This window comes from Rhodococcus sp. 05-339-2 (genome assembly GCF_002258965.1).
In the GTDB taxonomy this organism is placed as follows: Bacteria; Actinomycetota; Actinomycetes; order Mycobacteriales; family Mycobacteriaceae; genus Rhodococcoides.
In genome coordinates, this window is record NZ_NOYW01000006.1 from 178,285 (window position 1) to 203,448 (window position 25,164).

26 protein-coding genes are annotated in these 25,164 nt (G+C 64.5%); 16 read left to right on the plus strand and 10 right to left on the minus strand.

Going from position 1 to position 25,164, the window contains the following annotated elements; genetic code table 11:
* The first annotated feature begins 16 nt into the window (after positions 1-16).
* Positions 17-1,279, plus strand: a complete 1,263-nt coding sequence (locus tag CH273_RS05765) for a Mur ligase family protein (protein ID WP_032395568.1) — start codon at positions 17-19, stop codon at positions 1,277-1,279.
* Positions 1,272-1,976 carry a type 1 glutamine amidotransferase gene (locus CH273_RS05770; protein ID WP_032395291.1) on the plus strand — a complete coding sequence of 235 codons (705 nt, stop codon included), beginning with the start codon at positions 1,272-1,274 and terminating at the stop codon, positions 1,974-1,976. Before CH273_RS05765 ends, CH273_RS05770 begins: the two co-directional genes overlap by 8 nt.
* A gap of 20 nt (positions 1,977-1,996) precedes the next feature.
* Here CH273_RS05770 and CH273_RS05775 read toward each other — a convergent pair whose 3' ends face one another.
* The 3 genes from CH273_RS05775 to CH273_RS05785 form a co-directional block, all read right to left on the minus strand.
* On the minus strand, positions 1,997-3,034 hold the full coding sequence (locus CH273_RS05775; RefSeq protein ID WP_052049475.1) for a hypothetical protein: 1,038 nt from the start codon (positions 3,032-3,034) through the stop codon (positions 1,997-1,999).
* A gap of 97 nt (positions 3,035-3,131) precedes the next feature.
* Positions 3,132-3,740: a recombination mediator RecR gene (gene recR, locus CH273_RS05780; RefSeq protein WP_032395292.1), complete on the minus strand. Its 609-nt coding sequence runs from the start codon at positions 3,738-3,740 to the stop codon at positions 3,132-3,134.
* A 9-nt stretch (positions 3,741-3,749) separates the two neighbouring features.
* Positions 3,750-4,088: a YbaB/EbfC family nucleoid-associated protein gene (locus CH273_RS05785; protein WP_032395293.1), complete on the minus strand. Its 339-nt coding sequence runs from the start codon at positions 4,086-4,088 to the stop codon at positions 3,750-3,752.
* A 110-nt stretch (positions 4,089-4,198) separates the two neighbouring features.
* Here CH273_RS05785 and CH273_RS05790 point away from each other — a divergent pair, with 110 nt between their 5' ends.
* The gene (locus tag CH273_RS05790) at positions 4,199-4,861 is read left to right on the plus strand and encodes a hypothetical protein (RefSeq protein ID WP_230596761.1); all 663 of its coding nucleotides are present in this window, start codon (positions 4,199-4,201) and stop codon (positions 4,859-4,861) included.
* On the opposite strand, the gene CH273_RS05795 is transcribed toward CH273_RS05790, so the two are convergent.
* Positions 4,858-5,292 (minus strand): SRPBCC family protein, encoded by a 435-nt coding sequence (locus CH273_RS05795; protein WP_032395571.1) that lies wholly within the window; start codon positions 5,290-5,292, stop codon positions 4,858-4,860. The genes CH273_RS05790 and CH273_RS05795 overlap by 4 nt on opposite strands.
* A 256-nt stretch (positions 5,293-5,548) precedes the next feature.
* On the opposite strand from CH273_RS05795, the gene CH273_RS05800 reads away from it, so the two are divergent.
* Both CH273_RS05800 and CH273_RS05805 read left to right on the plus strand, forming a co-directional pair.
* Positions 5,549-6,994 carry an FAD-binding oxidoreductase gene (locus tag CH273_RS05800; RefSeq protein ID WP_052049479.1) on the plus strand — a complete coding sequence of 482 codons (1,446 nt, stop codon included), beginning with the start codon at positions 5,549-5,551 and terminating at the stop codon, positions 6,992-6,994.
* A complete protein-coding gene (locus tag CH273_RS05805) occupies positions 6,991-8,307 on the plus strand; it encodes a class I SAM-dependent methyltransferase (RefSeq protein WP_032395294.1) in 1,317 nt (438 codons plus the stop codon). The genes CH273_RS05800 and CH273_RS05805 overlap by 4 nt, the downstream gene beginning before the upstream one ends.
* A 52-nt stretch (positions 8,308-8,359) precedes the next feature.
* On the opposite strand, the gene CH273_RS05810 is transcribed toward CH273_RS05805, so the two are convergent.
* Positions 8,360-9,142, minus strand: coding sequence for an alpha/beta fold hydrolase (locus CH273_RS05810; protein WP_032395573.1), 783 nt, complete (start codon positions 9,140-9,142; stop codon positions 8,360-8,362).
* A 29-nt stretch (positions 9,143-9,171) separates the two neighbouring features.
* Positions 9,172-10,104: an oxygenase MpaB family protein gene (locus CH273_RS05815; RefSeq protein ID WP_032395295.1), complete on the minus strand. Its 933-nt coding sequence runs from the start codon at positions 10,102-10,104 to the stop codon at positions 9,172-9,174.
* 23 nt (positions 10,105-10,127) lie between these two features.
* Here CH273_RS05815 and CH273_RS05820 point away from each other — a divergent pair, with 23 nt between their 5' ends.
* The 3 genes from CH273_RS05820 to CH273_RS05830 are packed head-to-tail and all read left to right on the plus strand — an operon-like array spanning position 10,128 to position 13,404.
* Positions 10,128-10,712, plus strand: coding sequence for a TetR/AcrR family transcriptional regulator (locus tag CH273_RS05820; protein ID WP_032395296.1), 585 nt, complete (start codon positions 10,128-10,130; stop codon positions 10,710-10,712).
* Positions 10,713-10,728: 16 nt separating this feature from the next.
* Positions 10,729-10,989, plus strand: a complete 261-nt coding sequence (locus CH273_RS05825) for an acyl-CoA-binding protein (protein ID WP_032395297.1) — start codon at positions 10,729-10,731, stop codon at positions 10,987-10,989.
* Positions 10,990-11,037: 48 nt separating this feature from the next.
* Positions 11,038-13,404, plus strand: coding sequence for an FdhF/YdeP family oxidoreductase (locus CH273_RS05830; RefSeq protein WP_032395298.1), 2,367 nt, complete (start codon positions 11,038-11,040; stop codon positions 13,402-13,404).
* A 9-nt stretch (positions 13,405-13,413) separates the two neighbouring features.
* Here the strand turns inward: CH273_RS05830 and CH273_RS05835 are convergent, their stop codons facing one another.
* The gene (locus tag CH273_RS05835) at positions 13,414-14,232 is read right to left on the minus strand and encodes an oxygenase MpaB family protein (RefSeq protein WP_032395299.1); all 819 of its coding nucleotides are present in this window, start codon (positions 14,230-14,232) and stop codon (positions 13,414-13,416) included.
* A 92-nt stretch (positions 14,233-14,324) separates the two neighbouring features.
* Here CH273_RS05835 and CH273_RS05840 point away from each other — a divergent pair, with 92 nt between their 5' ends.
* Positions 14,325-14,933, plus strand: coding sequence for a TetR/AcrR family transcriptional regulator (locus CH273_RS05840; RefSeq protein WP_032395574.1), 609 nt, complete (start codon positions 14,325-14,327; stop codon positions 14,931-14,933).
* On the opposite strand, the gene CH273_RS05845 is transcribed toward CH273_RS05840, so the two are convergent.
* Together CH273_RS05845 and CH273_RS05850 are read right to left on the minus strand one after the other, a co-directional pair.
* On the minus strand, positions 14,922-15,560 hold the full coding sequence (locus CH273_RS05845; RefSeq protein ID WP_032395300.1) for a GntR family transcriptional regulator: 639 nt from the start codon (positions 15,558-15,560) through the stop codon (positions 14,922-14,924). The genes CH273_RS05840 and CH273_RS05845 overlap by 12 nt on opposite strands.
* Positions 15,561-15,566: 6 nt before the next feature.
* Positions 15,567-16,709: an acyl-CoA dehydrogenase family protein gene (locus CH273_RS05850; RefSeq protein WP_032395301.1), complete on the minus strand. Its 1,143-nt coding sequence runs from the start codon at positions 16,707-16,709 to the stop codon at positions 15,567-15,569.
* A gap of 122 nt (positions 16,710-16,831) precedes the next feature.
* On the opposite strand from CH273_RS05850, the gene CH273_RS05855 reads away from it, so the two are divergent.
* Complete coding sequence (locus CH273_RS05855; RefSeq protein ID WP_032395302.1) at positions 16,832-18,328, plus strand: aldehyde dehydrogenase family protein; 1,497 nt, start codon at positions 16,832-16,834, stop codon at positions 18,326-18,328.
* A gap of 2 nt (positions 18,329-18,330) precedes the next feature.
* Positions 18,331-19,227 (plus strand): oxygenase MpaB family protein, encoded by an 897-nt coding sequence (locus CH273_RS05860; RefSeq protein ID WP_032395303.1) that lies wholly within the window; start codon positions 18,331-18,333, stop codon positions 19,225-19,227.
* 11 nt (positions 19,228-19,238) lie between these two features.
* On the opposite strand, the gene CH273_RS05865 is transcribed toward CH273_RS05860, so the two are convergent.
* A complete protein-coding gene (locus CH273_RS05865) occupies positions 19,239-20,441 on the minus strand; it encodes a TetR/AcrR family transcriptional regulator (protein WP_032395575.1) in 1,203 nt (400 codons plus the stop codon).
* Positions 20,442-20,624: 183 nt separating this feature from the next.
* On the opposite strand from CH273_RS05865, the gene fadD5 reads away from it, so the two are divergent.
* From fadD5 to CH273_RS05890, 5 genes are all read left to right on the plus strand, one after another.
* Positions 20,625-22,181, plus strand: a complete 1,557-nt coding sequence (fadD5, locus tag CH273_RS05870) for a fatty-acid--CoA ligase FadD5 (RefSeq protein ID WP_032395304.1) — start codon at positions 20,625-20,627, stop codon at positions 22,179-22,181.
* Positions 22,182-22,427: 246 nt separating this feature from the next.
* Positions 22,428-22,742, plus strand: coding sequence for an integration host factor, actinobacterial type (mihF, locus tag CH273_RS05875; protein ID WP_008712632.1), 315 nt, complete (start codon positions 22,428-22,430; stop codon positions 22,740-22,742).
* Between the two features lie 68 nt (positions 22,743-22,810).
* Entirely contained in the window at positions 22,811-23,293 is a 483-nt protein-coding gene (locus tag CH273_RS05880; protein WP_032395305.1) for a cation:proton antiporter regulatory subunit, read from the plus strand.
* A gap of 19 nt (positions 23,294-23,312) precedes the next feature.
* Positions 23,313-24,485, plus strand: a complete 1,173-nt coding sequence (locus tag CH273_RS05885; protein ID WP_032395306.1) for a cation:proton antiporter — start codon at positions 23,313-23,315, stop codon at positions 24,483-24,485.
* Between the two features lie 12 nt (positions 24,486-24,497).
* Positions 24,498-25,160 carry a GntR family transcriptional regulator gene (locus CH273_RS05890; protein ID WP_045198309.1) on the plus strand — a complete coding sequence of 221 codons (663 nt, stop codon included), beginning with the start codon at positions 24,498-24,500 and terminating at the stop codon, positions 25,158-25,160.
* The last annotated feature ends 4 nt before the right edge of the window (positions 25,161-25,164 follow it).

Below are 25,164 nucleotides of genomic sequence, written 5' to 3' on the forward strand. Positions count from 1 at the left end.
GTGCCAGACTCGGCGGATGGTTGAAGTGGGTGAGCGCAGACGTATCAGCGCGCGTGGCCGCGTGGCACTGCGTGCGGCGGAGCTGGCGACCTGGGCGTCCCGCAAGGCAGGCCGGGGCAAGGGATCGATGATCGGCGGATTGATCGCACTCAAGATCGACCCGGACATCCTCGGCGGACTGGGCCGAGGTCGACGCACCGTCATCGTCACCGGAACCAACGGCAAGTCCACCACCACCCGAATGACGGCTGCGGCGCTGGCCACCCTCGGCGACGTCGCCACCCAAGCCGACGGCGCGAACATGGACGCCGGCATCGTCGCCGCACTGCACGCCAATTTCGATGCCGAGCTGGCCGCTCTCGAGGTCGACGAACTGCATGTCCCCCATGTGTCCGACGCCGTCGATCCTGCGGCCATCGTGTTGCTCAACCTCAGTCGCGATCAGCTCGACCGCGTGGGCGAGATCAACATGATCGAACGCAAGCTGCGCGCAGGCCTGGCCCGGCACCCCGAGACCGTCGTCATCGCCAACTGCGATGACGTCCTCGTCACCTCCGCCGCCTTCGACGCACCGAACGTCGTCTGGGTCGCGGCCGGTGGTGGATGGGCAGGCGACTCGGTCAGCTGCCCGCGTACCGGCGAACCCATCGTGTGGGACGGCGAGCATTGGTACAGCACCGGTAGTGACTTCAAGCGTCCGACGCCGGATTGGTGGCTCGACGACGAGAATCTCTACGGACCCGATGGACTCGTCCTACCGATGACGCTGTCTCTGCCCGGAAAAGCCAACCGCGGCAACGCAGCTCAGGCCGTCGCCGCCGCGGTGACCTTGGGCGCGAGCGCGGAAGATGCGGTCGCGGCCGCGTCGAGCGTCGACGAGGTGGCCGGGCGCTACTCCACCGTCCAGTACGGATCGCATTCCGTCCGAATGCTTCTCGCGAAGAACCCCGCCGGCTGGCAGGAAGCACTGTCGATGATCGATCCCACCTGCGACGGTCTCGTCATCGCCGTCAACGGTCAGGTACCCGACGGCGAAGACCTGTCGTGGCTGTGGGACGTCCGCTTCGAGCACTTCGAGAACGTCGCCGTCGTGGCCGCCGGTGAGCGCGCGACCGACCTCGGGGTGCGTCTGCTGTACGCCGGCTCACAGCACACCACCATCGCAGATCCGTTGCGGGCCATCGCGTCCTGCCCACCGGGACGCGTCGAAGTGCTGGCCAACTACACCGCGTTCCGCGATCTCGGGCGAGCGCTGGCACGTGAGGTGAAAGATGTCTGAGTCCACCGTTCGCATCGGCCTCGTCCTGCCCGACGTGATGGGCACCTACGGCGACAACGGCAACGCGCTCATTCTGCGACAGCGACTACGGATGCGAGACATCGACGCCGAGGTCGTACAGATCACGTTGAACGACCCGGTTCCCGATTCACTCGACGTGTACACCCTTGGCGGAGCCGAGGATTCGGCCCAACGCCTCGCGACCCGTCACCTCACCCGTTACCCGGGACTGCAGAACGCGGCTGCCCGTGGGGTGCCGGTGCTCGCCATCTGTGCCGCGATCCAAGTCCTCGGTCACTGGTACGAAACCTCCGCCGGTGAACGCGTGGACGGTATCTCCCTGTTCGACGTGACCACAGCACCGCAGGCAACTCGGTCCATCGGTGAGGTCGTCACAGAGCCTGCACTCGACGGCCTCACTCAGAAGCTCACCGGCTTCGAGAACCATCGCGGCGGAACGACTCTCGGCCTGGATGCATCCCCCTTGGCCAAGGTCACCCACGGTGTGGGCAACGGTGTCGGCGACGGACGTGAAGGCGTCGTGCAAGGGTCCGTGATCGGCACCTACATGCACGGACCGGTACTGGCCCGAAACCCGGAGTTGGCGGACTATCTACTGGAGCGCGCATTGGGTACGACTCTCGCTCCACTCGAGCTGCCCGAGGTTGCGCAACTCCGCAAGGAGCGGCTCCGGTAGTGCCTGCGGCAGTGGTGCGGTCAAGTGGCCTGGGCGGCACTCAACCGCACCACTGCGCAGCACTTCTCGCACGGGTACGACGCATCCGTCCAGCCCTCCCGCACCAAAACGTCACGGACCTCGCTGTATACCCCACACGGGTCGGTGGACACCTCCTGCCACCCATAGACCAGCCGAGGGCGATCACTGAGCTCGGCAGCGTTATCTCGCAGCCGGTCTCGAAATCTGACATTCCTTGCGGAGTGGAATTGCTGACCGTCGAGGCGAACGATAAGACCACCTTCCGAATATTCGACATCCTCGAACAGCACCCGATCACCAACGTGATGGGGTGCTTGACGGGCCCCGGAAGGCAGCCCGTGTGCCTGCTCGACATCGGTTGCGTACCGAAACTCTAGAACGGACTGGACGCCACCCGCCAGAAGTGTCAGGGCGTCGAGCAGGATCTTCTTGTACCGCCTTGGCCGCCGCAGTTCGATTTTTCGACGCATCGCCGAGACCGAGACTCGCCCGTTCGCCATTGCCGAGACGAAAGCAGCTGCCCCCTCGTGCGCCGTCGGAGCGGACACAGCCAAGTCCAAGACTGTGTCTTCTTTGCTCGTCCGACGCGGATCGGTGTCGACACCGATGTGTTCGATGGCCAACGAACGATGCACCACAACACCTGGATGGATACATGCGTTGCTCAGCGATGTCGGCCGTCTCAGCACGTGACGCATCGTCGGCGGTTGACTGATGGCAGAGCACGCGCGCGGCACAGTCAGATGGATTGGCCCGGCGGACTCTCGCAGCATCCCCCACTGGTGCGCGGCGGTGTTGTGACTCAGTATCGCGCGGCCGCCTCCATAGAGCAGTGCGGCATGCAACTCCATCTCCCGGTTGAGTGGACCATTCGTCACACAGATGACGTTCCGAAACACTCGCAGCCATTGGCCGGTCTCGACGCGGTGGCGGATGGCCTTCGGAGTGAACCCCCATGCGCTGAGCTGAACTGAGGTCACCAGCCCGTGCTGAGCATCGAGAACAGACTGCGGTATCCGGACACCGTCGTTTTCCATGGCGGGATGATGCATCAAGGGTCCGACAGGTGCGCTGCGCGCAGTGGTGCGAGTAGGTGCCACCCAGGGCACTTAACCGCACCACTGCCGCAGGCACTCACATTCGTCGACGTCCGGTCAGAGCGCGGCCCAGCGTCAGTTCATCGGCAAATTCGAGGTCTCCGCCCATCGGCAGGCCCGACGCGAGGCGGGTGATGGCCAGGCCGGGGAAATCACGCATCATGCGCACCAGGTACGTGGCCGTTGCTTCGCCCTCGGTGTTGGGGTCGGTGGCGATGATGACCTCGGTGACGTCGATACCGTCGTCCTGAGTTCCCACGCGAGTCAACAACTCTCGGATACGCAGCTGATCCGGTCCCACTCCGTTCAGTGGATCGAGCGCCCCACCGAGCACGTGGTAGCGGCCCTTGAACTCTCGCGTACGTTCCACGGCCTGAACATCTTTGGGCTCTTCGACGACGCAGATCATGGATCGGTCACGCCGCGAGTCCGAGCAGATTCGGCACAGTTCCTTGTCCGAGACCGTGCCGCACACGACGCAGAACTGCACACCGTCACGAATGCGTTGCAGCGCGCGCATCAACCGGTCCACCTCGGGAGGTTCGACGCCGAGGAGGTGAAAGGCTATGCGCTGAGCGCTTTTCGGACCGACCCCGGGGAACTTGCCGAGTTCGTCGATCAGATCCTGAACCGGACCTTCGTACACTCTTCTCGCCTAGAAGCCGGGTAGTCCGAGTGAGCCGCCGCCGAGACCACCGGCGAGAGGGCCGAGCTTCTCGCTCGCTACGTTCTGAGCTGCCTTCGACGCATCGGCGATCGCACCGATCACCAGATCCTGCAGAGTCTCGACGTCGTCGGGATCGACGACCTTCGGATCGATGGTCAGGCCGACCACCTCACCGGTTCCCTTGACGGTGGCAACGACGAGTCCGCCGCCCGCCTGGCCGGTCACTTCGGTTTCCGCGATCTCGGCCTGCGCCGCCATCAACTGCTGCTGCATCTGCTGGGCCTGCTGCAGGATCGATGCCATGTCGGGCTGTTCACCGGGTTGCACTGTGCCGTCCTCTCGCGTGGGTCGAACCCCAGCGTAGTCGCACGGCATTTCACGGGTGCCGCGCCACACAGCTGAGGATGCTTCACAACTGAGACGCCTACCATATTCGAATGCGTGCAGCGACGAGCCCCGAGGGAAGCCGTTCCCCTCGCGTGCGACGCGTGACACCGGCGAGCATGGCCGAGGCCGGTATTGCGCTGACGCTGCCGAAGGTGTCGGTGAAGTCGGTGGCCGAGAGCCTGGGCGTCTCGATCGTCGCGATCTACAACAACATCGACGATCTGTGCGCCCTCAAGGCCCTCGTGGCGGAGGAGATTCTGCGCCGCTGGTCCCCGCCACTCCCCGCCGACGACGAATCGATGCACGACGCGTTGCTTGCACTCGCATCCGCGATGCGAGAGTTGGTTCACTCCAACCCCGGGATCGCGGAGTATCTGATCGGCCTGACTCCCAGCTCGATCGATGCTCTTCGTATGGCCGACGCCGTCCAAACGCGCTACCGACTGCGCTACGACCTCACTCCGAAGCAGGCGACCTGGGCCGTCATCACCGTCGTCGAGCACGCTCTGGCCTTGGCGGAGATGGTCTACAACGATGCCCGACGCGATCGTGAGTACGACGACGCGATCGCGGCGCGCACCGACCTCGACACCCTGCCCGGGGCCTACGACACGGTCGACCGTGGGCCCGACGGGATGTTCCTGTGGTCGATGCGCACCGTCGTGGTCGGGACTCTGGCGCTCATCCAGGCTCCCGACTTCGAGCGGGTCTAGATCAACTCGCGACGCAGGTTCTCCAGCGTCGCGGCCTGGATCTTCTTCAGTCCGAGAGGTGCGAAGGTCTTCTCGAAGAATCCGCCGATTCCGCCTGCACCCTTCCATTCGGTCGTCGTGGTGACCGTGGTGCCTGCGCCTTCCGGGGCGACCGACCAGGTGGTGACCATGGAGGAATTGGCGTCGCGTTCGGTGATGGTCGACCCGGCGACGGTGACGGTCGCGGCGACGTTGCGCACTCGCTTCTCGGTGGCCTGCAAGGTCCACGTGGCCACGGTTCCGTCTCCTTGCCCGCCCTGGACCACCTCGTAGTCGCGGTACTGCTCGGGCAGGATGCGTGGGCGCACCGTCTCGTAGTCGGCGAGCGCGGCGAGCACCCGATCCGGTGTGGCAGCGATGGTGGCGGAACTGGATGCACTGACCTGAGCCACGAAGACGTACTCCTTCTCTAGCGGACGGGATGTGTATCCATCCTGCCTCTCTCCGGGACCACGTTCGACATCGCGCCGACTCATGTGTGATGCGCTTCACAGAACAATTCTGGAGGCGCAAACCACATGCATGACGCAACCATTTGTCCGATTTACTCCGATTCCTCACCCGGATTCGGCAACAGTTGCGTGAAGTTTCACCGGTCGGACGCCGATGCCGGTGGATACCGTGCGGTACGAGATATAGCGTCTGAATGTGGCTTCAGTGAATGCTCTCCTCGGACGACGGCCAGAACCGAGGGAGAGCGGTTACGCAGCGCACCGGTCGGGTGTCGAGCAGCTGCTTCGCAGCTACCGCGCCATTCCGACCGATGCGACGGTGCGTCTGGCGAAGAAGACGTCCAACCTGTTCCGGGCCAGGACGACCACCACCACCCCGGGGCTCGACGTGTCGGGCCTGAGCAAGGTCATCTCCGTCGATCCCGACTCGCGCACAGCCGATGTCGCCGGCATGTGCACGTACGAGGACCTGGTCGACGCGACGCTTCCCTACGGTCTCGCGCCCCTCGTCGTCCCGCAGCTCAAGACAATCACCCTCGGTGGAGCCGTCACCGGACTCGGTATCGAGTCGACGTCGTTTCGTAGTGGACTTCCCCACGAATCGGTGCTCGAGATCGACGTACTCACCGGCAGCGGCGAGATCGTCACCGCAACACCGGAGGGCGAACACTCGGATCTCTACTGGGGCTTTCCCAACTCGTACGGCACCTTGGGCTACTCCACTCGACTGCGGATTCAGCTCGAACCCGTGCTGCCGTATGTCGCGTTGCGCCACCTGAGATTTCACGATCTCGACACCCTCCAGTCCACGATGGACACCATCGTCGAACAGCGCGAGTACGACGGCATCGAGGTTCAGTACCTCGACGGTGTGGTGTTCAGCGCCGACGAAAGCTACCTCACCCTCGGCGTTCAGACCGACGAACCGGGACCGGTCAGCGACTACACCGGTGCCGACATCTTCTATCGCTCGATCCAGCACGCGTCGGACACACCGAAGACCGACCGCCTCACCGTTCACGACTACCTGTGGCGCTGGGACACCGATTGGTTCTGGTGCTCTCGGGCCTTCGGAACACAGAACCCGAGAATTCGACGCTTCTGGCCACGCAAGTACCGGCGCAGTAGTTTCTACTGGAAGCTCATCGGCTTCGATCGCAAGTACGACATCGCCGACCGACTCGAGAAGCGCAAGGGAAATCCGCCACGCGAACGCGTCGTGCAGGACGTCGAGGTTCCGATCGAACACACCGCCGGCTTCGTGGCGTGGTTCCTCGACAACATCCCGATCGAGCCGTTGTGGTTGTGCCCGTTGCGTCTTCGCGAGCCTGCCGCGCCAGGTGCGAATCCGGCCCGGCCGTGGCCGCTGTATCCACTCGAACCGAAACGCACCTACGTCAACATCGGCTTCTGGTCGTCGGTCCCGATCGTTGCAGGCGAACCCGAGGGTGCCGCGAACCGCGCCATCGAGAAGAAGGTGACCGAGTTCGACGGGCATAAATCGCTGTACTCGGATGCTTACTACACCCAGGATGAATTCGCCGTGCTGTACGGCGGCGAGAGATACACACAGCTCAAGAAGAAATACGATCCCGAATCCCGATTGTTGGATTTGTACTCGAAGGCGGTGCAACGCAGATGACGACGTTCAAGGACTCCGGCAATCGCACGGTGAGCGGTGCCCAGAAGCTCAAGATCTCCGAGATTCTGGAACTGATCTCCGACGGCAACATCCCACTGCGTTTCACCGCATACGACGGCAGCACCGCAGGACCCGAGGACGCGAGAATCGGCCTCAATCTCAAGAGCCCTCGCGGAACCACTTATCTCGCAACCGCTCCCGGCGATCTCGGCATGGCGCGCGCGTACGTCTCGGGTGATCTGGAAGCAACGGGCGTTCATCCGGGCGATCCCTACGAGTTGCTGGCACTGATGGGAGACGAACTGCACTTCCGTCGCCCCTCGGCGATGACACTGACGTCGATCGCCCGTTCGCTCGGCTGGGATGTGTTGCGGCCCATAGCTCCCCCGCCTCAGGAGGCGATTCCGCGGTGGCGTCGCATCGCGGAGGGTCTGCGCCACTCCAAGACTCGGGATGCAGAAGCGATCCACCACCACTACGACGTGTCCAATGCCTTCTACGAGATGGTGCTCGGCCCCTCGATGACCTACACCTGTGCGGCGTTCGAGAGCGCAGATCAATCGTTGGAAGCGGCGCAGGAGAACAAGTACCGTCTGGTGTTCGACAAGCTCGGACTGAAGCCGGGTGATCGTCTGCTCGACATCGGCTGCGGTTGGGGCTCGATGGTGCGCTACGCCGCGCGCAGGGGCGTCAAGGTCATCGGCGTGACGCTCTCTCAGGAGCAGGCGTCGTGGGCACAGAAGGCCATCGCCGACGAGGGTCTCTCCGACCTCGCCGAGGTGCGCTTCTCCGACTATCGCGACGTGCCCGAAACGAATTTCGATGCCGTCTCGTCCATCGGACTGACCGAGCACATCGGCGTGCACAACTACCCGTCGTACTTCGCGTTCATCCAGTCCAAGCTGCGGGACGGAGGCCGACTGCTCAATCACTCGATCACCCGGCCGGACAATCGCGCGCATGCCAAGGCAGGCAGTTTCATCGACCGCTACGTCTTCCCCGACGGCGAGCTCACCGGCTCGGGCCGCATCATCACCGAGATCCAGGACGTCGGACTCGAGGTGCGACACGAGGAGAACCTGCGCGAGCACTACGCGCTGACCCTCGCCGGATGGTGCCGGAACCTCGTCGAGAACTGGGATGCGTGCGTCGCCCAAGCCGGTGAGGGAACAGCCCGCGTCTGGGGCCTGTACATGGCCGGGTCCCGGTTGGGATTCGAGCGCAATGTGGTTCAGCTGCACCAGGTTCTGGCGGTCAAACTCGGGCCGAAGGGTCAGGCGAACGTCCCCCTGCGGCCGTGGTGGAACGGCTGAGCCCCGTGAGTGGAACTTCGTAGCAGGCTACGAAGTTCCACTCACATGGGAGCTAGCGACCGGTCGCCCGCAGGATGACCCGCGCGGTCTCGGTCGGCTGATCCCAGTGCGGGAAGTGTCCGCATTTCTCGAACCAGTGCAGGGTGGCGTCGGGGAATCGCTCCAGCGCCACCTTCGCCTGGCTGGGCAGCGTCACCTTGTCCTGGCGACCCCAGCCGATGAGCAGCGAACCCTGCAACGTCCCCTTCGGCGCACCGATCTGCTTGGGCCCGTTGATCAAGGCTTTACGTGCGGCGTCCAGCGAGGGTGAGGTCTTGGTGGAGAAGCCTTTGAGCTCCCGCTCGACCAATCCACTCGGCAGCTTCCACGGCGCAGCCGAGAACTGAGCCAGCGCAGCCGTTCTGGTCACCGGGTTGCCGGCCAGGAACGGCACCAGTGGCTGCACGTTCTTCATCAGGGCCAGCGACGCGGTGATCGTGGCTCCGAAGATCTTGACCTGGCGGTCGTTCCAGAACCCACCGGGATCGAGTGCCACCATCGAACCGCGATGGCCGCGGCGACCGAGCTCGACGACCATGCGCGCGCCCATCGAACTACCGACGAGGTCTGCGTCGGACAGTCCCTCGTCGTCGAGGTACGCACGCAACGCATCGGTGAGCGTCTCGATCGACACCTCCGACAGAGGCGGAGTCTGCCCGAATCCGGGCAGATCGAGGGCAATGACCTCTCGATGCGCGGCCAGGGCGGGGACGATGGGGTCCCAGTTGCGGTGCGAGGAACCGAGACCGTGCACGAGGACCAGCGGCTTACCGGATCCGGTTCTGGAGTTGTACATGAACTGCCATGTACCCACGGCCGGTGGTTCTACACATTCGGGCTGTAGTGCGAGGGGTCCGAACGACGTTCCACCGGCGGCAGATTCCGCGCCGGCGTGTGCACCAGCGGTGCCGTTCTCCCGATCCGACCCGTGACGCGGTCCCATCCGGCGCGGCCGCGCGGGTGCAGTCGTCGTCGCGGCGGCACCAACCCGAACACGAGGTTCACCGCCTTACCGAACAGCGCGAAACGCCTCTCGTCCCGAGCGGACCAGCCGTAGCCGAGCAGCTCACGCACCGGCCGGTCGTAGAGCCCGACGGTGATCCAGACGAACAGCCTCGCCACCGGTCGCCTGAGCGCCGCCCACACTCGTTCGGGCAGCCAGGCTGCGTAGGGCGGTGGTCCCAGCTTCGACAGGTCGAGCACACCTCGGGCAGCCATGTTGTCTTCCAGCACGTTTCGGCACATGTGATCCCAATACTTCTGGAACTCGGGCCAGGTTGCGGGTACCGGCCGCATGCTCATGCCGTAGAGCCGGTACCACTGCACATGCTCGTCGAACAGAGTGACCTTCTGCTCCTCGGTCAGGCCGCCCATGAAGTGGTCTGCAGTGAGCACGGTGCCCATGAAGAAGGTGGCGTGTGCCCAGTAGAACGTGTCGGGATCGAGCGCGTGGTACCTGCGGCCCTTGGCGTCGATTCCCTTGATGTTCGTGTGATATCCGCGGACCTGCAGTGCGGTCTCCTCGGCCCGATCCCCATCGAACACGACCCCGCCGATGGGATACAACGATCGATACAGGCGCTGCCAGCGCTCGTCGAAGAACGTCGAATGCTGCTCCACCCCGGCTCCGAGCCCTGGATGCATGTTCTGCATCGACCCTGCCCAGATGCCCTGCAGCATGCCCCGCCAGTCGCCGAAGTACTTCCAGGTGAGTGAGTCGGGACCGAGCGGAACGGGTCGATCGGACTGACTACGCATGTTGTCACACTAGAGTTGACAACATGCGTAGTCAACAGTTGGAGGAACGCAGATCCAAGCGGTACGACAAACTGCTCGCCGCAGGGGTCGAACTCCTCGGCGCGCCCGACGGACCGGCAGTGAACGTGCGAGCCGTCTGCCGTACCGCCGGGCTGACCGAGCGGTACTTCTACGAGAGCTTCTCCGATCGCGACGCGTTCGTCCGGGCCGTGTACGCCTGGGTGGGATCGAGAGCCCAGAAGACGTTGATCGACGCCGTCGCGACGGCCACCACCCCCGAGGACACCATCGCCGCGCCCGTGCGCGCATTCGTCGAACTGATCATCGACGAACCACGAACGGGACGGGTTCTGCTCATCGCACCGTTGGCCGAGCCTGCGCTCAGCCGACGCGGACTCGACCTGCTGCCGGGCTTCGTCGAACTGGTGCACGCCCAACTGCCCGACTCCGCCGACCGACAGCTGATCGCCGTCGGAACCGTCGGGGCGCTGACTGCCCTGTTCATCGGCTGTCTCGACGGCACGCTCGCCGTCACCGGCGAAGCCCTCGTGGCGCACTGCATTCGGCTTGTTTCCGATGCTGCCGTGCAAGGATGGCACCACCTCTAGCAGAAGGAGTTCTTCCATGTCCGATCTCGACCAGTCGTTCGCCGACGCGCAGGTGGACGTCAAGAAGCTCACGTCCAAGCCGAGCAACGACGACCTCCTGCGCCTGTACTCGCTCTACAAGCAGGGTTCGATCGGTGACGTCTCGGGTAAGCGGCCGGGACGACTGGACATGGTGAACCGTGCGAAGTTCGATGCCTGGGCGAAGCTCGAAGGCACGAGCCAGGATTCGGCGAAGCAGCAGTACGTGGATCTGGTGACCGAACTCCTCGCCGGCTGAGCCGAAGGCTATGGTCGAGTGCGGGGGTAACGCAACGAAGGGACCCGCATGAGACGCACCGACAGCGACGTCGACGAGGCCGAGCTCGATATCGAGAAGCCGAAGACCCATGCCGCAGGTGCCACCGCTGTCGCGGTGTCGATGAAGCGAGCACTCGGGCACATGGGGCCCAAGCGCACCGCGCAGACGCTCCTCAAGCTGAACCAGGCCGAGGGTTTCGACTGCATGAGCTGCGCGTGGCCGGACCCGGATCCGGGCCATCGGCACGCAGCGGAGTTCTGCGAGAACGGAGCCAAGGCCGTTGCCGAGGAGGCGACGACGACCCGGGCAACCCCGGAGTTCTTCGCGCAGCACAGCATTGCCGAGCTCGACGGTCACACCGAGCACTGGCTCGGCCAGCAGGGCCGGATCACGCATCCGATGATCAAGCGGCCCGGCGGCACGCACTACGAACCGATCGAGTGGGACGAGGCGTTCCGCCTGATCGGCGACGAGCTGAAGTCACTTGCCAGCCCGGACGAAGCCATCTTCTACACCTCGGGCCGCGCCTCCAACGAGTCCGCGTTCACCTACCAACTGTTCGCCAGGGCATTCGGCACCAACAACATGCCCGACTGCTCCAACATGTGTCACGAGTCGACGTCCATCGCGCTGCAGGAGTCCATCGGTATCGGCAAGGCCAGCGTCACGCTCGACGACGTCCACAACGCCGAACTGATCATCCTCGCCGGTCAGAATCCCGGCACCAACCACCCGCGCATGCTCTCCGCCCTCGAGCTGGCGAAGCAGAACGGCGCAAAGATTCTGTCCATCAACCCGCTTCGCGAAGCGGGTTTGCTGAACTTCAAGAACCCGCAGACTCCGCGCGGCATGGTGGGACCGGGAACGGACCTGTCGGATCTGCACCTTCCGATCAAGCTCAACGGCGATCTCGCCCTGTTCCAGGCCATCGGCTCGCTGCTGGTCGAGTGGGACGCACTCGATCACGAGTTCCTCGACAACTACACCGTCGGTTTCGACGCGTGGAAGGCACATGTCGCGGAGGTCGACTGGGATCTCGTCACCGAGGTGACCGGGTTGTCGGTAGCGCAGATCACCGCGGCCGCCGAGATGCTGCGCGACTCCAAGGGCACTGTCTTCTGCTGGGCCATGGGCCTGACGCAGCACCGCAATGCCGTCGCGACCATCAAGGAAGTCACCAATCTCGCGTTCGCCCAGGGCAACATCGGTAAGGCAGGCGCCGGACTGCTTCCGGTCCGCGGTCACTCCAATGTGCAGGGCGACCGCACGATGGGAATTTGGGAGCGCCCGCCGGTGGCCTTCCTCGACGCCATGGCGCAGGAGTTCGATTTCGAGCCACCTCGCGAACACGGTCTCGATACCGTCGATTCCATTCGAGCCATGCGTGACGGTAAGGCGCACTTCTTCCTCGGTCTCGGCGGCAACTTCGTCCAGGCCACCCCGGACAGCGACATCACCTTCCTGGCCCTTCGGTCGATGCGGATGACGGTGCAGATCTCCACCAAGATCAACCGCTCGCACCTGGTGTGCGGCGACACCGCACTGATCCTGCCGACCCTGGGCCGCACCGAGAAGGATGTGCAAGCCAGTGGCGAGCAGTGGATTTCGGTCGAGGACTCCACCTGCTCGGTGCACTCCTCTCGCGGACCGCTCAAGCCCGCGAGCGAGTTCCTTCGTTCCGAGGTCGCCATCGTCAGCGGTATCGCCGAGGCCACGCTCGGGGATCGGTACGGCCTGGACTGGAAGGGTTTCCGCGACGACTACCGCAACATCCGCAAGCACATCTCCCGCGTCGTCGCCGGGTGTGAGGGCTACGAGGTCAATGTTCGACGCCCCGGCGGTTTCGTCCTTCCGCACCCACCGCGCGACAGTCGGACCTTCGAGACCAAGAGCGGTCGAGGCGAATTCGCGGTCTCGCCGATCGACGTGCTGCAGGTTCCGCCGGGCCACCTGATACTGCAGACCCTGCGTAGCCACGATCAGTTCAACACCACCATCTACGGCCTGAGCGATCGGTACCGCGGTATCGAGAACGGCCGCCGCGTCATCTTCGTGCACCGCGAGGACATCTCGTCTCTCGGCTATCGCGACGGTGACATGGTCGATCTGATCACCAAGTGGGACGACGACGACGTGGAACGATGCGCGCCGTCGTTCCGCATCGTCGAGTACGACACCCCTCGGGGATCGGCTGCCGCGTACTACCCGGAGACCAATCCACTGATTCCCTTGGACTCGACTGCGCTGCAGAGCAATTGCCCCACCTCGAAGTCGGTGATCATCTCGATGGTTCCGGCGGGGACGGGCGTGCAGGGCACGGTGAACGGTCACCAGGACGACGAGGGATCGGACGAGGGGCACAAGTCGCACCCGCAGCCGCACCACCTCAGCTGAGGCCTCGAGCTAGACCAGCGCCCGGCCCGAGCGCATCCGTCGCCGGACGTCGTGCAGTAGAAGGTTGAACGGGAGTGCACGAACGGCGGGCGGCAACATCCGGTTGAGCAGGGACGCGCTGCGCAGAACAAGCGCAAACCGTCTCTGCTTGACCGGATCCCACGGCAGTTCCATCTCGTCTCGGAAACGCTGGGGCAAGAATCCGGTGGTCACGAAACGGAAGAACGGCCCGATCAACGGGTGCAGCACTGCGGGTCGGGCGAACGTTGCCGAGGCGATGCCGTGCAGGTAGCGCCGGATCGTCGGGTCGATGTGAATGTCGTCCAGTGCTGCTTCCCAGTACTTCTCGAACGCCGATCGATCGGTGGGCCACATCTCGGGCGGCATCTGCAGTGTCGATCCGAATACGTGACACGACCGGTACATCTCGTCCGCGTCGTCCGGATCGAGCGGCCCGTACAAGGCGACATACACATCCTCGAACCCTCGGTAGAGGCACGCCGCGACCCACAGCTGCAGGTTCGGGTCGAAGGCGTTGTACTTCACCGGGCTGTCCGCCGTCGAGCGCACGGCGGCATGAGATCTGTTGGTCGCCTTCCGGTACGCGGCCTTGGTCCGATCGTCTCCCATACCCGCGACCGCCAGGTAGGACAACGTCGTTCGGGTGCGCTTGATCGGGTGCCGGTTGATCTGCCCGGATTCCACGCGGCTTTCGAAAACCCCGTATCCGACGGCGGGATGCCCGAGTTGCATGATGACGTTCGCCGAACCGGCGAGCAGGCCGAAGCCGGTCATGGACTTGCGTAGAAGGTCGTTGTCGACAGTCATGACGCAGTCGAGCCCTCCTCTGGCGGCAATCTGAGTACGTGCGTGTTCAGATCAAGCTAGGCGCGGGTGCCGAGCGGTGTCAAGATGTGTTCATGCCCGATTCACCCCGTACCTACGGCGGCGTGGACGGTTCGGCCCGAGTCGCCGACCGTCGACGCATCCTCATCGAGACCGGACTCGATCTGCTCGGAACTGCCAAGCCCGACTTGACGGTTCGAGGGGTGTGCCGCCGGGCCGGCGTCGCGAGCCGCTACTTCTACGAGAGTTTCGCGGACCGGAGTGCGCTCATGGAGGCCGTGTACGACCACGTCGTCGAGGAGGTCGCAGCCATCGCACTCGACGCGGTCGCCGCAGCACCGAGGGACGCCCGAGAACGGGTCCACGCCGGAATTCGTGCGATCGTGCGCGCGGTCGCGGACGATCCCCGCCGTGGGTTCCTCCTGTTCTCCGCCACTGCGGTCGGCGACATCGTGGTGGCGAAACGGGCCGAGTCGACGAAGATGTTCGCCCGTCTGCTCGCCACTCAGGCCACCGAGTTCTACGGCACGACCGGAGACCACGATCTCGATTTGACAACCTATTTCGTCGTCGGCGGATTCGCTCAGGTGCTCACTGCGTGGCTCGGCGGCGAACTCGAGATGGACGAGGAGGCCGTGGTCGTCCGCTGCGCCGAGCTGTTACTGGCCGCATCACCCCGTTAGCCGGGTCACCAGCTCGGCTCCGGAGAGGAAGTGCCGGCACGTCAGGTCACCGACGAGCTCGACGTCGCGCCGCCGGAATGCCTCGATCAACTGTTCGTGATGGCGGACCGCGTGCTCACCCCATTGCCTGTTCGACGCATACAGCCGCGAGGGTGTGTATCTCACGGCACCGAGGAGAAACCATGCCAGCTTGGTTCCTCCGGCGAATCTGTTGATGTACCTGTGGAATTCGAACTCGCAGGACTCCACCGATTCGAAGTCGGATCGGGCCACGGCGTCACGCAATCGATCGTTCACGGCGCGAAGCGCCTCGATCTGTTCGTTCGTGATGTGCTGCGCGGCGCGGCGGGCCAACGCTGCCGCGATCGTGCCCTGCAACCAGAAGATGTCCTCGATGTCGCGTTCGGTCAACTCGTTGACCCGGTAGCCCCGACGCGGCACCAGTTCCACCAGACCTTCACCGCGCAACGCCACCAATGCTTCTCGCACGGGAGTGGCACTGACCCCGAGCTCGCCCGCCGTATCGTCGATGCGCACGAAGGTGCCCGGTGTCAGTACGCCCGTGACGATCTGCTGTCGAATACTTGCGGCGACGTCCTCCGAGAGCTGCGGGCGGCGATGCAGCACGACTGCCTAGAGTCCGTACGTCTTGCCGATGATGTCACGCTGAATCTCGTTGGTACCGCCGTAGATCGAGGACACGAGAGTCGTCCGCACGTGTTTTTCCATGTCGAATTCGGTGGCGTAACCGTAGCCGCCCATCATCTGCATGCCCTCGAGGGCCACCTTCTTCGCGGTCTCGGTGAGCTTGAGCTTGGCCATCGAGGCTTCTCGCGGGAACAGCTTCGTCGGGTTCTCGTCGACCAACCGAGCCACGTGGTAGACCAGCAGCCGTCCGCATTCGATCTCGGTCGCCAGATCGGCGATGCGATGTCGCAGTGCTTGGAACGTCCCGACGGGCCTGCCGAATTGCTTTCGCTGGGTGACGAAGTCGAGTGTGTCGTCGAACGCTCGTTGCGCAGTGCCGAGCATCATCGCCGCCAGGATCAGGCGCTCGATGTTCAGGCCGGTCATCAGCTGCGACCATCCTTGACCTTCCACTCCGACCACCGCGTCCTCGGGCAGTGCACAGTCGGTGAAGTAGAGGTCGTTGACTTCCTTGCCGCCCATCGTGTCGATGCCGACGATGTTCAGGCCCTCGATATCGGCCGGGACGTCGAACATTGTCAGACCCTCGTGCTTGCCACCTTCTCTGCCCGTACGTGCGACGAGCAGGATCCGATCGGCGAAATGCGCATTCGAGCACCAGGTCTTCTGGCCGTTGATCAGCCAGCCGGAGTCGGTCTTCTCGGCGCGGCAGGTCAGATTTCCCACATCAGAGCCGGCTTCGGGCTCGGACATGGAGATCGAGTAGCTTCGGCCGGCGACGATGCCACCGAGAACTGTGTCCTTCTGCGCCGGCGTGCCGAACTTCTCGTAGGCCGCACCGGTGATCAAGGTGGGGCCGATGCCGCCGATGGGAGCCATGGCCTTCGCGGACTCTTCGAGCAGAATGCACAGATCGACGGTGCTGCCGCCCGCTCCGCCGTGCTCCTCGGAGATGATCGCGCCCAACCAGCCCAGCTCGGCCATCTTGTCGTAGATCGCCTGGTTGTGACTGTGCGCGCCGTGCTCGGTGAGCGCGTCCCGCTGCGCCCTGGTGCCGGCCTCCTTCGCGCAGAACGACGCAACCGCCTGCGCGAAGGCGGTCTGTTCCCGAGTGAGATCGATGCTCATGAATTGCTCCTGCACGTCGAGGCAGCGGGGGTTGTCGCAACCGGACACGACGCATAGTGTGTCCTGGACAACATTGAATCACATCAAATATATGTGATGCGATCCGCTGGAGGATAGAGCCCATGACGGACCAGATCGAACGAACGACCGAGAGCAGCTTCGAAAGCCTCGATCCCCGAACGGGTGTCGCACTCGCCACGTATCCGATCGCGGGCCCCGCAGAGGTCGACATCGCCGTCGCTCGAGCCCGGTCGGCCGCACGCTGGTGGGACGTACAGGGCTTCGTCGGACGCAAACGATGGCTGCTGGAATTCAAGTCCGCCATCGCCAGGGACGCCCCGAGCCTCGCCGCCGTCATCGCCGCCGAAACCGGCAAGCCCGACGAGGACTCGCTGCTCGAGGTCATGCTCGGCGTCGAACACCTGGACTGGGCGGCCCGCAACGCCGAGAAGATTCTGCGGCAGCGCAAGGTCGGATCGGGCCTGCTCGCGGTGAACCAGAAGGCCTACGTCGGATACCGACCGTTCGGCGTCGTCGGAGTCATCGGCCCCTGGAACTACCCGCTCTACACACCGATGGGTTCCATCGCGTACGCCCTCGCCGCAGGCAACACCGTCGTGTTCAAACCGAGCGAACTGACGCCGGGCGTCGGCACCTGGTTGGCCGAGAAGTGGCAGTCACTGGCCGCTCCGCACCCGGTGTTCCAGACCATCACCGGCGACGGATCCACCGGTACCGCCCTCGTCGAATCCGGCGTGGACAAGATCGCGTTCACCGGCTCCACCGCCACCGCCAAGAAGGTCATGGCAACCTGCGCGAAGTCGCTGACCCCACTCGTCGCCGAGTGCGGCGGCAAGGACGCGATGCTCGTCGACGCAGACGCGGACATCGCTGCCGCAGTGGAATTCGCGACGTTCGGGGCGATGGGCAACGCCGGGCAGACCTGCGCAGGCGTCGAACGCATCTACGTCGCGGCTCCGGTGTACGACCGGTTCGTCGGTGAATTCACCGCCGCGGTGAAAGCGCTGAAGCCCGGCGGAACGAAGACCTCGTCCTACGGCCCGATGACACTGGGCAAACAGAGCGAGATCGTGCGAGGCCAGATCGAGGACGCTCTGGCCAAGGGCGGCAAGGCCGTCGTCGGCGGCCTCGAGTCGCTGCACGGGCCGTACATCGACCCGGTGGTTCTCACCGACGTACCCGAGGATTCGACGGCGATCACCGAGGAGACCTTCGGTCCGACCGTGGTGGTCAACAAGGTTCGCGATCTGGACGAGGCCATCGAGCGGGCCAACGCGTCCAAGTACGGACTCGGCGCATCGGTGTTCACCCAGGACGGAGCGGTGGGCAGGCGCGCCGCCGAGAAGCTCGATTGTGGTGTCGTGACGGTCAATTCGGTCCTCGGATTCGCCGGTGTTCCGGCGCTGCCGTTCGGCGGCACGGGCGACTCGGGATTCGGCCGCATCCATGGGGCCGACGGCCTGCGCGAGTTCAGCACCGTCAAATCGTTGACCGTGCAGAGTTTCGCAGCTCCGATCAATCTGCTGACGATGAAGCGCAAAGCGCGAAACATGAAGCTCTCCGTGCTGGCACTGAAGCTTCGGCACGGACGGGGCTGACCATGGACATCACGCCGAAGAAGGGGCGCTTCGGCTGGCTTCGACGCATCGAGGAACTCGACCCGGTGCGGGATTGTCACACCATCCACCGCATCACGGCCGGCTACGAGTTCCCGTGGGACTACCAGCGTTCACTCGAGTTCGCGCTGTTCCGTACCTACTGCGTGCCGACCATCTCGGCGCTGTTGGCCGAGACCGGCGAATTCGAGAACCGACCGCAGAAGCGATACGACGACACCTCGCTGTTGATGGCCGAACTTCTCGAGCACGGATACGACTCCGAGCGGGGGCGCGAGTCGCTTCGGATGGTCAACCGAATGCACGGGCAGTACGACATCTCCAACGACGACATGCTCTACGTGTTGACGACGTTCGTCTACGAGCCGATCGAGTGGATCGACACCTACGGATGGCGTCGCCTGCACCCCAAGGAAAGACTCGCGACGTTCCACTTCTACCGCGAAGTGGGAAAGCGAATGGGGATCAGGAACATTCCCGAGTCATACACCGAGTTCGCGCAGTTCAAGCTCGACTACGAGGAGCGGACGTTCCGCTTCACCGAGGACAATCGTCGGATCGGCACGTACACCCTGGATCTGTACTGCTCCTGGTACCCCGCTGCACTGACCCCCGCAGTGAAGCAGGGAGTGTTCGCACTGTTGGACGACCGGATGGCCGGTGCCTTCGGGTTCCCTGCAGGCTCACCGACGGTCGAGCGGGTGGCCGTGCGGGCTCTGCGCGCCAGGGCCCGCGTCGAGCGGTTCCTACCCAAGCGAACGCGATCTCGGGCCACCGCCGACGCGTCGAACAGGACCTACCCCGGCTATCCCGTCGGCTACCGCCCCCGAGATCTGGGCACCGAAGCATGCCCGTACTCCGCTGTGCCGAATCCGGCCTGAACGCGGAGGGTTCATCCCAGAAGTACCGCCGTCATCGTCTGCTGTACCCGCGCCATTGTTCGGTCGGACCGCTCGAACCGCACCGTCCGACCCACGTCGAAGACCAACCCGAGAGCGGCGTGGATCAGAAATCGTGAGACCACCACGCTCGTGTTCGGGCGGGCCTCACGCAGCAGTTGCGCCCAGCCGTCGACGTTGTGGCGCTGAATCCGGCGTAGTGTCGCGCGCCGATCGGCCGGTAGATTTCCGATCTCGGCGAAGTACACGGCCACCAGTTCGCCCTGCCGGAAGGTCAATTCGGTGTACAGCCTGGCGAAGGTCCGCACGGCGTCGACCGGGGAGTTCGAGTGCTCGAGCGCGCCGGCGAGGGTGTCGGTGAGCTGGGCGTTGGCACGATGCAACGCGGCCTCGAGCAGCTCGGCCTTGCTGGGGAAGTGGCGGTACACGCTCGAGGCGGTGATGGACGCTGCTGCGCCGATGTCGTCGAGGCCCACCTCGTGGTACCCGTGCAGATAGAACAGCCGAATCGAATGGTGCAGCAGCTCTTCCCGTTTCGATGCATGCTCGAGCACGCAGTCGCGGTGGGGCGATTCGCTGCCCTGCTGCGGAAGTTCGGTCCGCAGGACCGACCGTGCGGCAGCGAGCATCGACTCCTCGATCTGCTTGGCCGACAATGCCGATCGATGCGCGGTGATGCTGGCGACCACACTGATCGACGCCGTGGCCAGCAGAGCGGCGTCCGCCTCGGACAGATCGGGGCGAAGCTGTCGCAACGGCACCGTCACTCGCTCGTGCACCGTGCGCAACGCTCGCCGTAGGTGTTCGCGGTCCGAACCGACGAGATAGCGTCCCTCCCATCGATACAACCCACCGGTGCGGCGATTGTCGATGGTGGTGGCGATGATGGCACCGATGACCGCGTCGATCCGGGACTGTGGATCCTCCACATCGTCGACGACCGGATCGATGACGGCCGGATCCGTTGCCGCGACCAAGGAGTCGGTCATCCGCATGACGGTGTCGACGAACAGGGAGTATTTGGTCGGGAAGTGCCGGTACAGCGCGGGCCCGGAAATACCGACGGTGGCAGCGATGTCCTCGATTCCGACGGGGTGATAGCCGCTCTCGCTGAATGCCTCGGCCGCGGCCACCAGAATCTGCGACTTCCGATTCCGTGGCCGACGCCGCGGCTCCGTGGCACTCGTCTCGCTCATCGCCTCACCTCGCCGGTCGTCTCGAGTGCTCATAGTAGCGGGATCGATGCGAATGATCACAAACTTAATACGTCATTGACCTGCTGAAATGCAGTCAACAGAGTTCCGGACAAAGCGGCCCGCAGTCTGTAAGCTGCATCACATTCGATCCCCCGCTCATACGGCTGACGAGAGGAACCGGCGATGGCCGCTCACCCCAACGAACCCGGATTGTCCAACCGAAACAACTGGAACAACCACGTTCGACGGCACGCCCTCATGCAGCCCGAGGCAGTGGCGCTTCGGTTTCAGGGGCGATCGATCGGCTGGCGCGAACTCGACGACCGCGTCGCGCGGCTCGCGGGCGCGCTGCAGAGCCGCGGAATCGGATTCGGTGACCGGGTATTGATCGTGATGCTCAACCGCCCCGAATATCTCGAGGCGGTCCTGGCGATCAACGCGCTCGGCGCACTCGCCGTCCCGGTGAACTTCCGGATGACTCCGCCGGAGGTGACCTTTCTCGCGCAGAACAGCGGCTCGTCCCTGGTGATCTCCGACGAGACGCTCGCTCCACTGGCCGAAGCAGTTGTAGCGCAGAGTGATTCACTGACCGGAATCATCGTCGCCGGAGACGCGTACGAGACGTTGCTGTCCACCGCCGAACCGGCGGACCCCGTCGACGTGCCGGACGACGCCCCGGCACTGATCATGTACACCTCGGGCACCACCGGAAGGCCCAAGGGCGCGGTACTGACACACGCGAACATGCAGGCGCAGGCGTTCACCTGTGTCCGGGCACTGCAGATGAGCGCCACCGACGAGGTCGGCTTCTGCGCCTCACCGATGTTCCACATCGCCGCACTCGGCAGCCTCGCGCCGAGCCTGCTGCTCGGGATTCCCACCGTCGTCCACCCGGTCGGGGCATTCGATCCGGGCACCCTGCTCGACGTACTCGCCGCCGAACGTGTCACCAACCTCTTTCTCGTTCCCGTGCAGTGGCAGGCGATGTGCGCCGAGCAGGCCGCCAACCCGAGAGAACTTGCCCTGCGGGTCATTTCCTGGGGCGCCGCCCCGGCATCGGACACCGTTCTGCGCGCGATGTCGGACACGTTCCCGGGTGCGATGAACGTCGCGGTGTTCGGGCAGACCGAGATGTCGCCCATCACCTGTGTGCTCGACGGCGTCGACGCCCTTCGCAAACTCGGCTCGGTAGGACGCGTCGTCCCGACCGTCGCAGCACGCGTCGTCGACGACGAGATGAACGACGTGGCGCAGGGCGAGATCGGCGAAATCGTCTATCGAGGGCCCACATTGATGCGCGAATACTGGGAGAACCCCGACGCGACGGCGGACGCGTTCCACGGCGGCTGGTTCCACTCCGGCGACCTCGTACGCCAGGACGAGGAAGGCTTCGTGTTCGTCGTCGACCGCAAGAAGGACATGATCATCTCCGGCGGTGAGAACATCTACTGCGCCGAAGTCGAGAACGTCCTGTTCTCCCACCCCCGAATCCTCGAGGCCGCAGTGATCGGCCGACCCGACGACAGGTGGGGCGAGGTGCCCGTCGCGGTGGTCGCACTGCACGATTCCCCCGACACCCCCGACCTGACTCTCGACGAGCTTCTCGTGTGGCTCGGCGACCATCTCGCGCGGTTCAAGCACCCCAAGGAATTGGTCGTCGTCGACGCCCTCCCACGCAACGCGAGCGGCAAGGTGGTCAAGGTCGCACTCAGGAAGACCTACTCGCCTGCACCTGCCTGAGAGGCCGGCAGGGAGGCGTCGGACATGTCCGGTACACGACGCCCTTCGAGAGCCGACACGGGGCCGAAGTGCTGGTCGGGGCACACCCCGAATCGGATAGGACGTAGCCTGGCTGGGAAGGTTCGGTGGCTCGACCGGAATGACAGCCGTGTTGTTCGGTTAGATTGGAAGAGCCACCAGGCACGATGCAAGAGGGTCGAGACCTGTCAACGAGCGACGGGTCACCACAATCGAGGAGAACAGGCCATGGCTTTACCAGTATTGACACCGGAACAGCGCACCGCGGCGCTGGCCAAGGCGGCCGAGGCACGCACTGCGCGGTCGAAGCTGCTCGCATCCGTCAAGTCCGGCGAACTCAGCGTCGCTGACGTTCTCGCCAAGGCGGAGAACGACGAGATCGTCAAGAAGACCAAGGTGTCCGCCCTGATCAAGGCCCTGCCGGGTGTTGGTTCCGTGCGCGCCGCACAGCTGCTCGAGCAGCTGTCCATCGCCGATACCCGCCGTATCGGTGGCCTCGGCGCAAACCAGCGCGAAGCCCTCCTGGCTGCCGTCGCATCCTGATCGAGACGGGTCGGGCTGCACGCCCGATCCTTCGATAATGCGCTGCCTGCAGGGCTAGCATTTCGACCATGAACGTCGAAGTGACCCTGCTGCCGGGAATCGGAGTGCGAAAGGATTTCGCACTCGCTTCCGGGCGTCGCATAGGCGTCATCACCCGCAAGGACGGCGTGAACGAGTTGATCGTCTCGCGCAAGGACGACCCCGATGCGACGCAGGAATCCATCACGTTGAGCAATGAGGAAGCGGCGGCCCTGGGCAATCTGCTCGGGTCGCCGCAACTCATCGCTCAGCTCGGGGAAGAGCATCGTGACCTTCCCGGAATCAACACCCGTCGGCTTCCCATTCGCGCCGACTCTCGGTTCGTCAGCCGCACACTCGGCGACACCGCCATGCGCACCAAAACCGGGGTATCGGTCGTCGCTGTCATGCGCGCCGGTCAGGTTCAACCGTCCCCCACCCCCGACTTCACGCTGGCCGCAGGTGACCTACTGGTCGCCGTCGGTACCGCGGACGGACTGGACGCAGCGGCCAAGTTGCTCGGCAATGCCTGAGATCAGTCGGGGCTGAACAGTGGCCGAGAGCGCACTTGCCCTCACCGAGCTGGGTGCAGTGTTCTTCGTTCTCGGACTACTCGCTCGTCTGGCGGGTCGAATAGGTGTCTCCCCCATCCCGTTCTATCTGCTCGGCGGTCTCGCGTTCGGAAACGGCGGCATCGTCAATCTCAGCGGCATCGACGAGTTCAGCGAGATCGCGAGCGAGATCGGCGTCGTTCTGCTGCTGCTCCTGCTCGGACTCGAATACACCGCCGCCGAACTCGTCACCGGTCTGCGCCGATCCTGGATGGCCGGTCTGGTCGACATCGTGCTGAACTTCGCACCGGGTGCAGTGGTCGCGTTTCTGCTCGGCTGGGGCGGAGTCGGAGCGCTGGTGATGGGCGGTGTCACGTACATCTCGTCCTCGGGCATCATCGCCAAGGTCCTCACCGATCTGGGCCGACTGGGAAACCGCGAAACCCCCGTTGTGCTGTCGATTCTGGTGTTCGAAGACCTGGCGATGGCCATCTATCTGCCGATCCTGACCGCGGTCCTCAGCGGGGTGAGCTTCCTGGGCGGACTCGAAGCGCTCGGCATCTCACTGTTCGTCCTCACCGTCGTGCTGGTCGTCGCACTGCGCTACGGCAACCTCGTCTCCGCAGTACTCGACAGCCCCGACCGCGAAGTGGTGCTGCTCAAGGTCCTCGGATCCGCGTTGCTGGTGGCCGGCATCGCGTCGGAACTGCAGGTCTCGGCCGCCGTCGGCGCGTTCCTGCTCGGTATCGCCATCTCGGGGTCGACGGCCGACAACGCCACCCGCGTGCTCGAGCCACTGCGCGATCTCTTCGCCGCGATGTTCTTCGTGGTGTTCGGACTCGCCACCGACCCGGCGACCATCCCACCCGTGCTCGGCTGGGCCGTCGTGCTCGCGGTCACGACGACAGCCACGAAGGTCGCGACCGGCTGGTGGGCGGCGGGCCGTCAGGGAATCGGACGACCTGGCCGGTTGCGCACCGGTGCGGCACTGGTGGCGCGGGGCGAGTTCTCCATCGTCATCGCCGGACTGGCCGTGGCCGCAGGCGCGGTGGAGGGCGAACTCGCGGCTCTGGCGACGGCATACGTGCTGCTGATGGCAATCCTGGGGCCCATTGCGGCCCGAGTCGTCGAACCGGTCGCGCAGGTCCTCCTTCGCGCGAAGCCCGCCGTGTGATTGGCTTTCGGAATGGTGGACAAGCGTCGAGCATCGGTTCTGCGCCGACGGCCGCAGCTGTCGGAGGAGGTGGCCAGCCACGTCCGGCACCTCGTCATGTCCGGCGAAGTGAGTCCGGGCGACTTCATCCGACTCGACGAGACCGCCGCAGAACTCGGTGTCAGCGTCACTCCCGTCCGCGAGGCACTGCTGACGCTGCGGGGTGAGGGCATCGTCGAACTCGTCCCGCATCGCGGCTACAAGGTTTCGCCGCTGACGCCGAACGACATCGTCGACATCTTCTGGTTGCAGGGCCAGATCGCCGTCGAACTGGTGCGCCGCGCAGCACCGAAGATCACCGAGGCCGAACTCGACCGACTCGCCGAACTCACCGCACTGCTGTCCGTGGCCGTCGAGAACGGCAGGCCGGAGGATGTGGAGAACTGCGAGTTCGAGTTCCACCGCGTCCTCAACCGACTCGCCGACTCGGCGAAACTGGCGTGGTTTCTCAACAACGCCACCCGCTACACACCCACCCGCCTCTATGCCACCGATCGTGACTGGGGCCGAGCGGCCGTCCGCAACCACGAGGAACTCATCGAGGCACTCGTTCGAAACGACATCGACGCCGCCTGCGAATTGATGAAGCAACAATTCACAGACGGCGCCGAGAGGTTGATCGCGCATCGCGGGTAGATGC

Bases quoted from the DNA above. Each gene is read 5' to 3' on its own strand.
- CH273_RS05765 (WP_032395568.1), top strand. From the start codon at position 17: ATGGTTGAAGTGGGTGAGCGCAGACGTATCAGCGCGCGTGGCCGCGTG.
- CH273_RS05770 (WP_032395291.1), top strand. From the start codon at position 1,272: ATGTCTGAGTCCACCGTTCGCATCGGCCTCGTCCTGCCCGACGTGATG.
- CH273_RS05775 (WP_052049475.1), bottom strand. From the start codon at position 3,034: ATGGAAAACGACGGTGTCCGGATACCGCAGTCTGTTCTCGATGCTCAG.
- CH273_RS05790 (WP_230596761.1), top strand. From the start codon at position 4,199: ATGCGTGCAGCGACGAGCCCCGAGGGAAGCCGTTCCCCTCGCGTGCGA.
- CH273_RS05805 (WP_032395294.1), top strand. From the start codon at position 6,991: ATGACGACGTTCAAGGACTCCGGCAATCGCACGGTGAGCGGTGCCCAG.
- CH273_RS05810 (WP_032395573.1), bottom strand. From the start codon at position 9,142: ATGTACAACTCCAGAACCGGATCCGGTAAGCCGCTGGTCCTCGTGCAC.
- CH273_RS05815 (WP_032395295.1), bottom strand. From the start codon at position 10,104: ATGCGTAGTCAGTCCGATCGACCCGTTCCGCTCGGTCCCGACTCACTC.
- CH273_RS05820 (WP_032395296.1), top strand. From the start codon at position 10,128: ATGCGTAGTCAACAGTTGGAGGAACGCAGATCCAAGCGGTACGACAAA.
- CH273_RS05825 (WP_032395297.1), top strand. From the start codon at position 10,729: ATGTCCGATCTCGACCAGTCGTTCGCCGACGCGCAGGTGGACGTCAAG.
- CH273_RS05830 (WP_032395298.1), top strand. From the start codon at position 11,038: ATGAGACGCACCGACAGCGACGTCGACGAGGCCGAGCTCGATATCGAG.
- CH273_RS05835 (WP_032395299.1), bottom strand. From the start codon at position 14,232: ATGACTGTCGACAACGACCTTCTACGCAAGTCCATGACCGGCTTCGGC.
- CH273_RS05840 (WP_032395574.1), top strand. From the start codon at position 14,325: ATGCCCGATTCACCCCGTACCTACGGCGGCGTGGACGGTTCGGCCCGA.
- CH273_RS05850 (WP_032395301.1), bottom strand. From the start codon at position 16,709: ATGAGCATCGATCTCACTCGGGAACAGACCGCCTTCGCGCAGGCGGTT.
- CH273_RS05855 (WP_032395302.1), top strand. From the start codon at position 16,832: ATGACGGACCAGATCGAACGAACGACCGAGAGCAGCTTCGAAAGCCTC.
- CH273_RS05860 (WP_032395303.1), top strand. From the start codon at position 18,331: ATGGACATCACGCCGAAGAAGGGGCGCTTCGGCTGGCTTCGACGCATC.
- CH273_RS05865 (WP_032395575.1), bottom strand. From the start codon at position 20,441: ATGAGCGAGACGAGTGCCACGGAGCCGCGGCGTCGGCCACGGAATCGG.
- fadD5 (WP_032395304.1), top strand. From the start codon at position 20,625: ATGGCCGCTCACCCCAACGAACCCGGATTGTCCAACCGAAACAACTGG.
- mihF (WP_008712632.1), top strand. From the start codon at position 22,428: ATGGCTTTACCAGTATTGACACCGGAACAGCGCACCGCGGCGCTGGCC.
- CH273_RS05880 (WP_032395305.1), top strand. From the start codon at position 22,811: ATGAACGTCGAAGTGACCCTGCTGCCGGGAATCGGAGTGCGAAAGGAT.
- CH273_RS05890 (WP_045198309.1), top strand. From the start codon at position 24,498: ATGGTGGACAAGCGTCGAGCATCGGTTCTGCGCCGACGGCCGCAGCTG.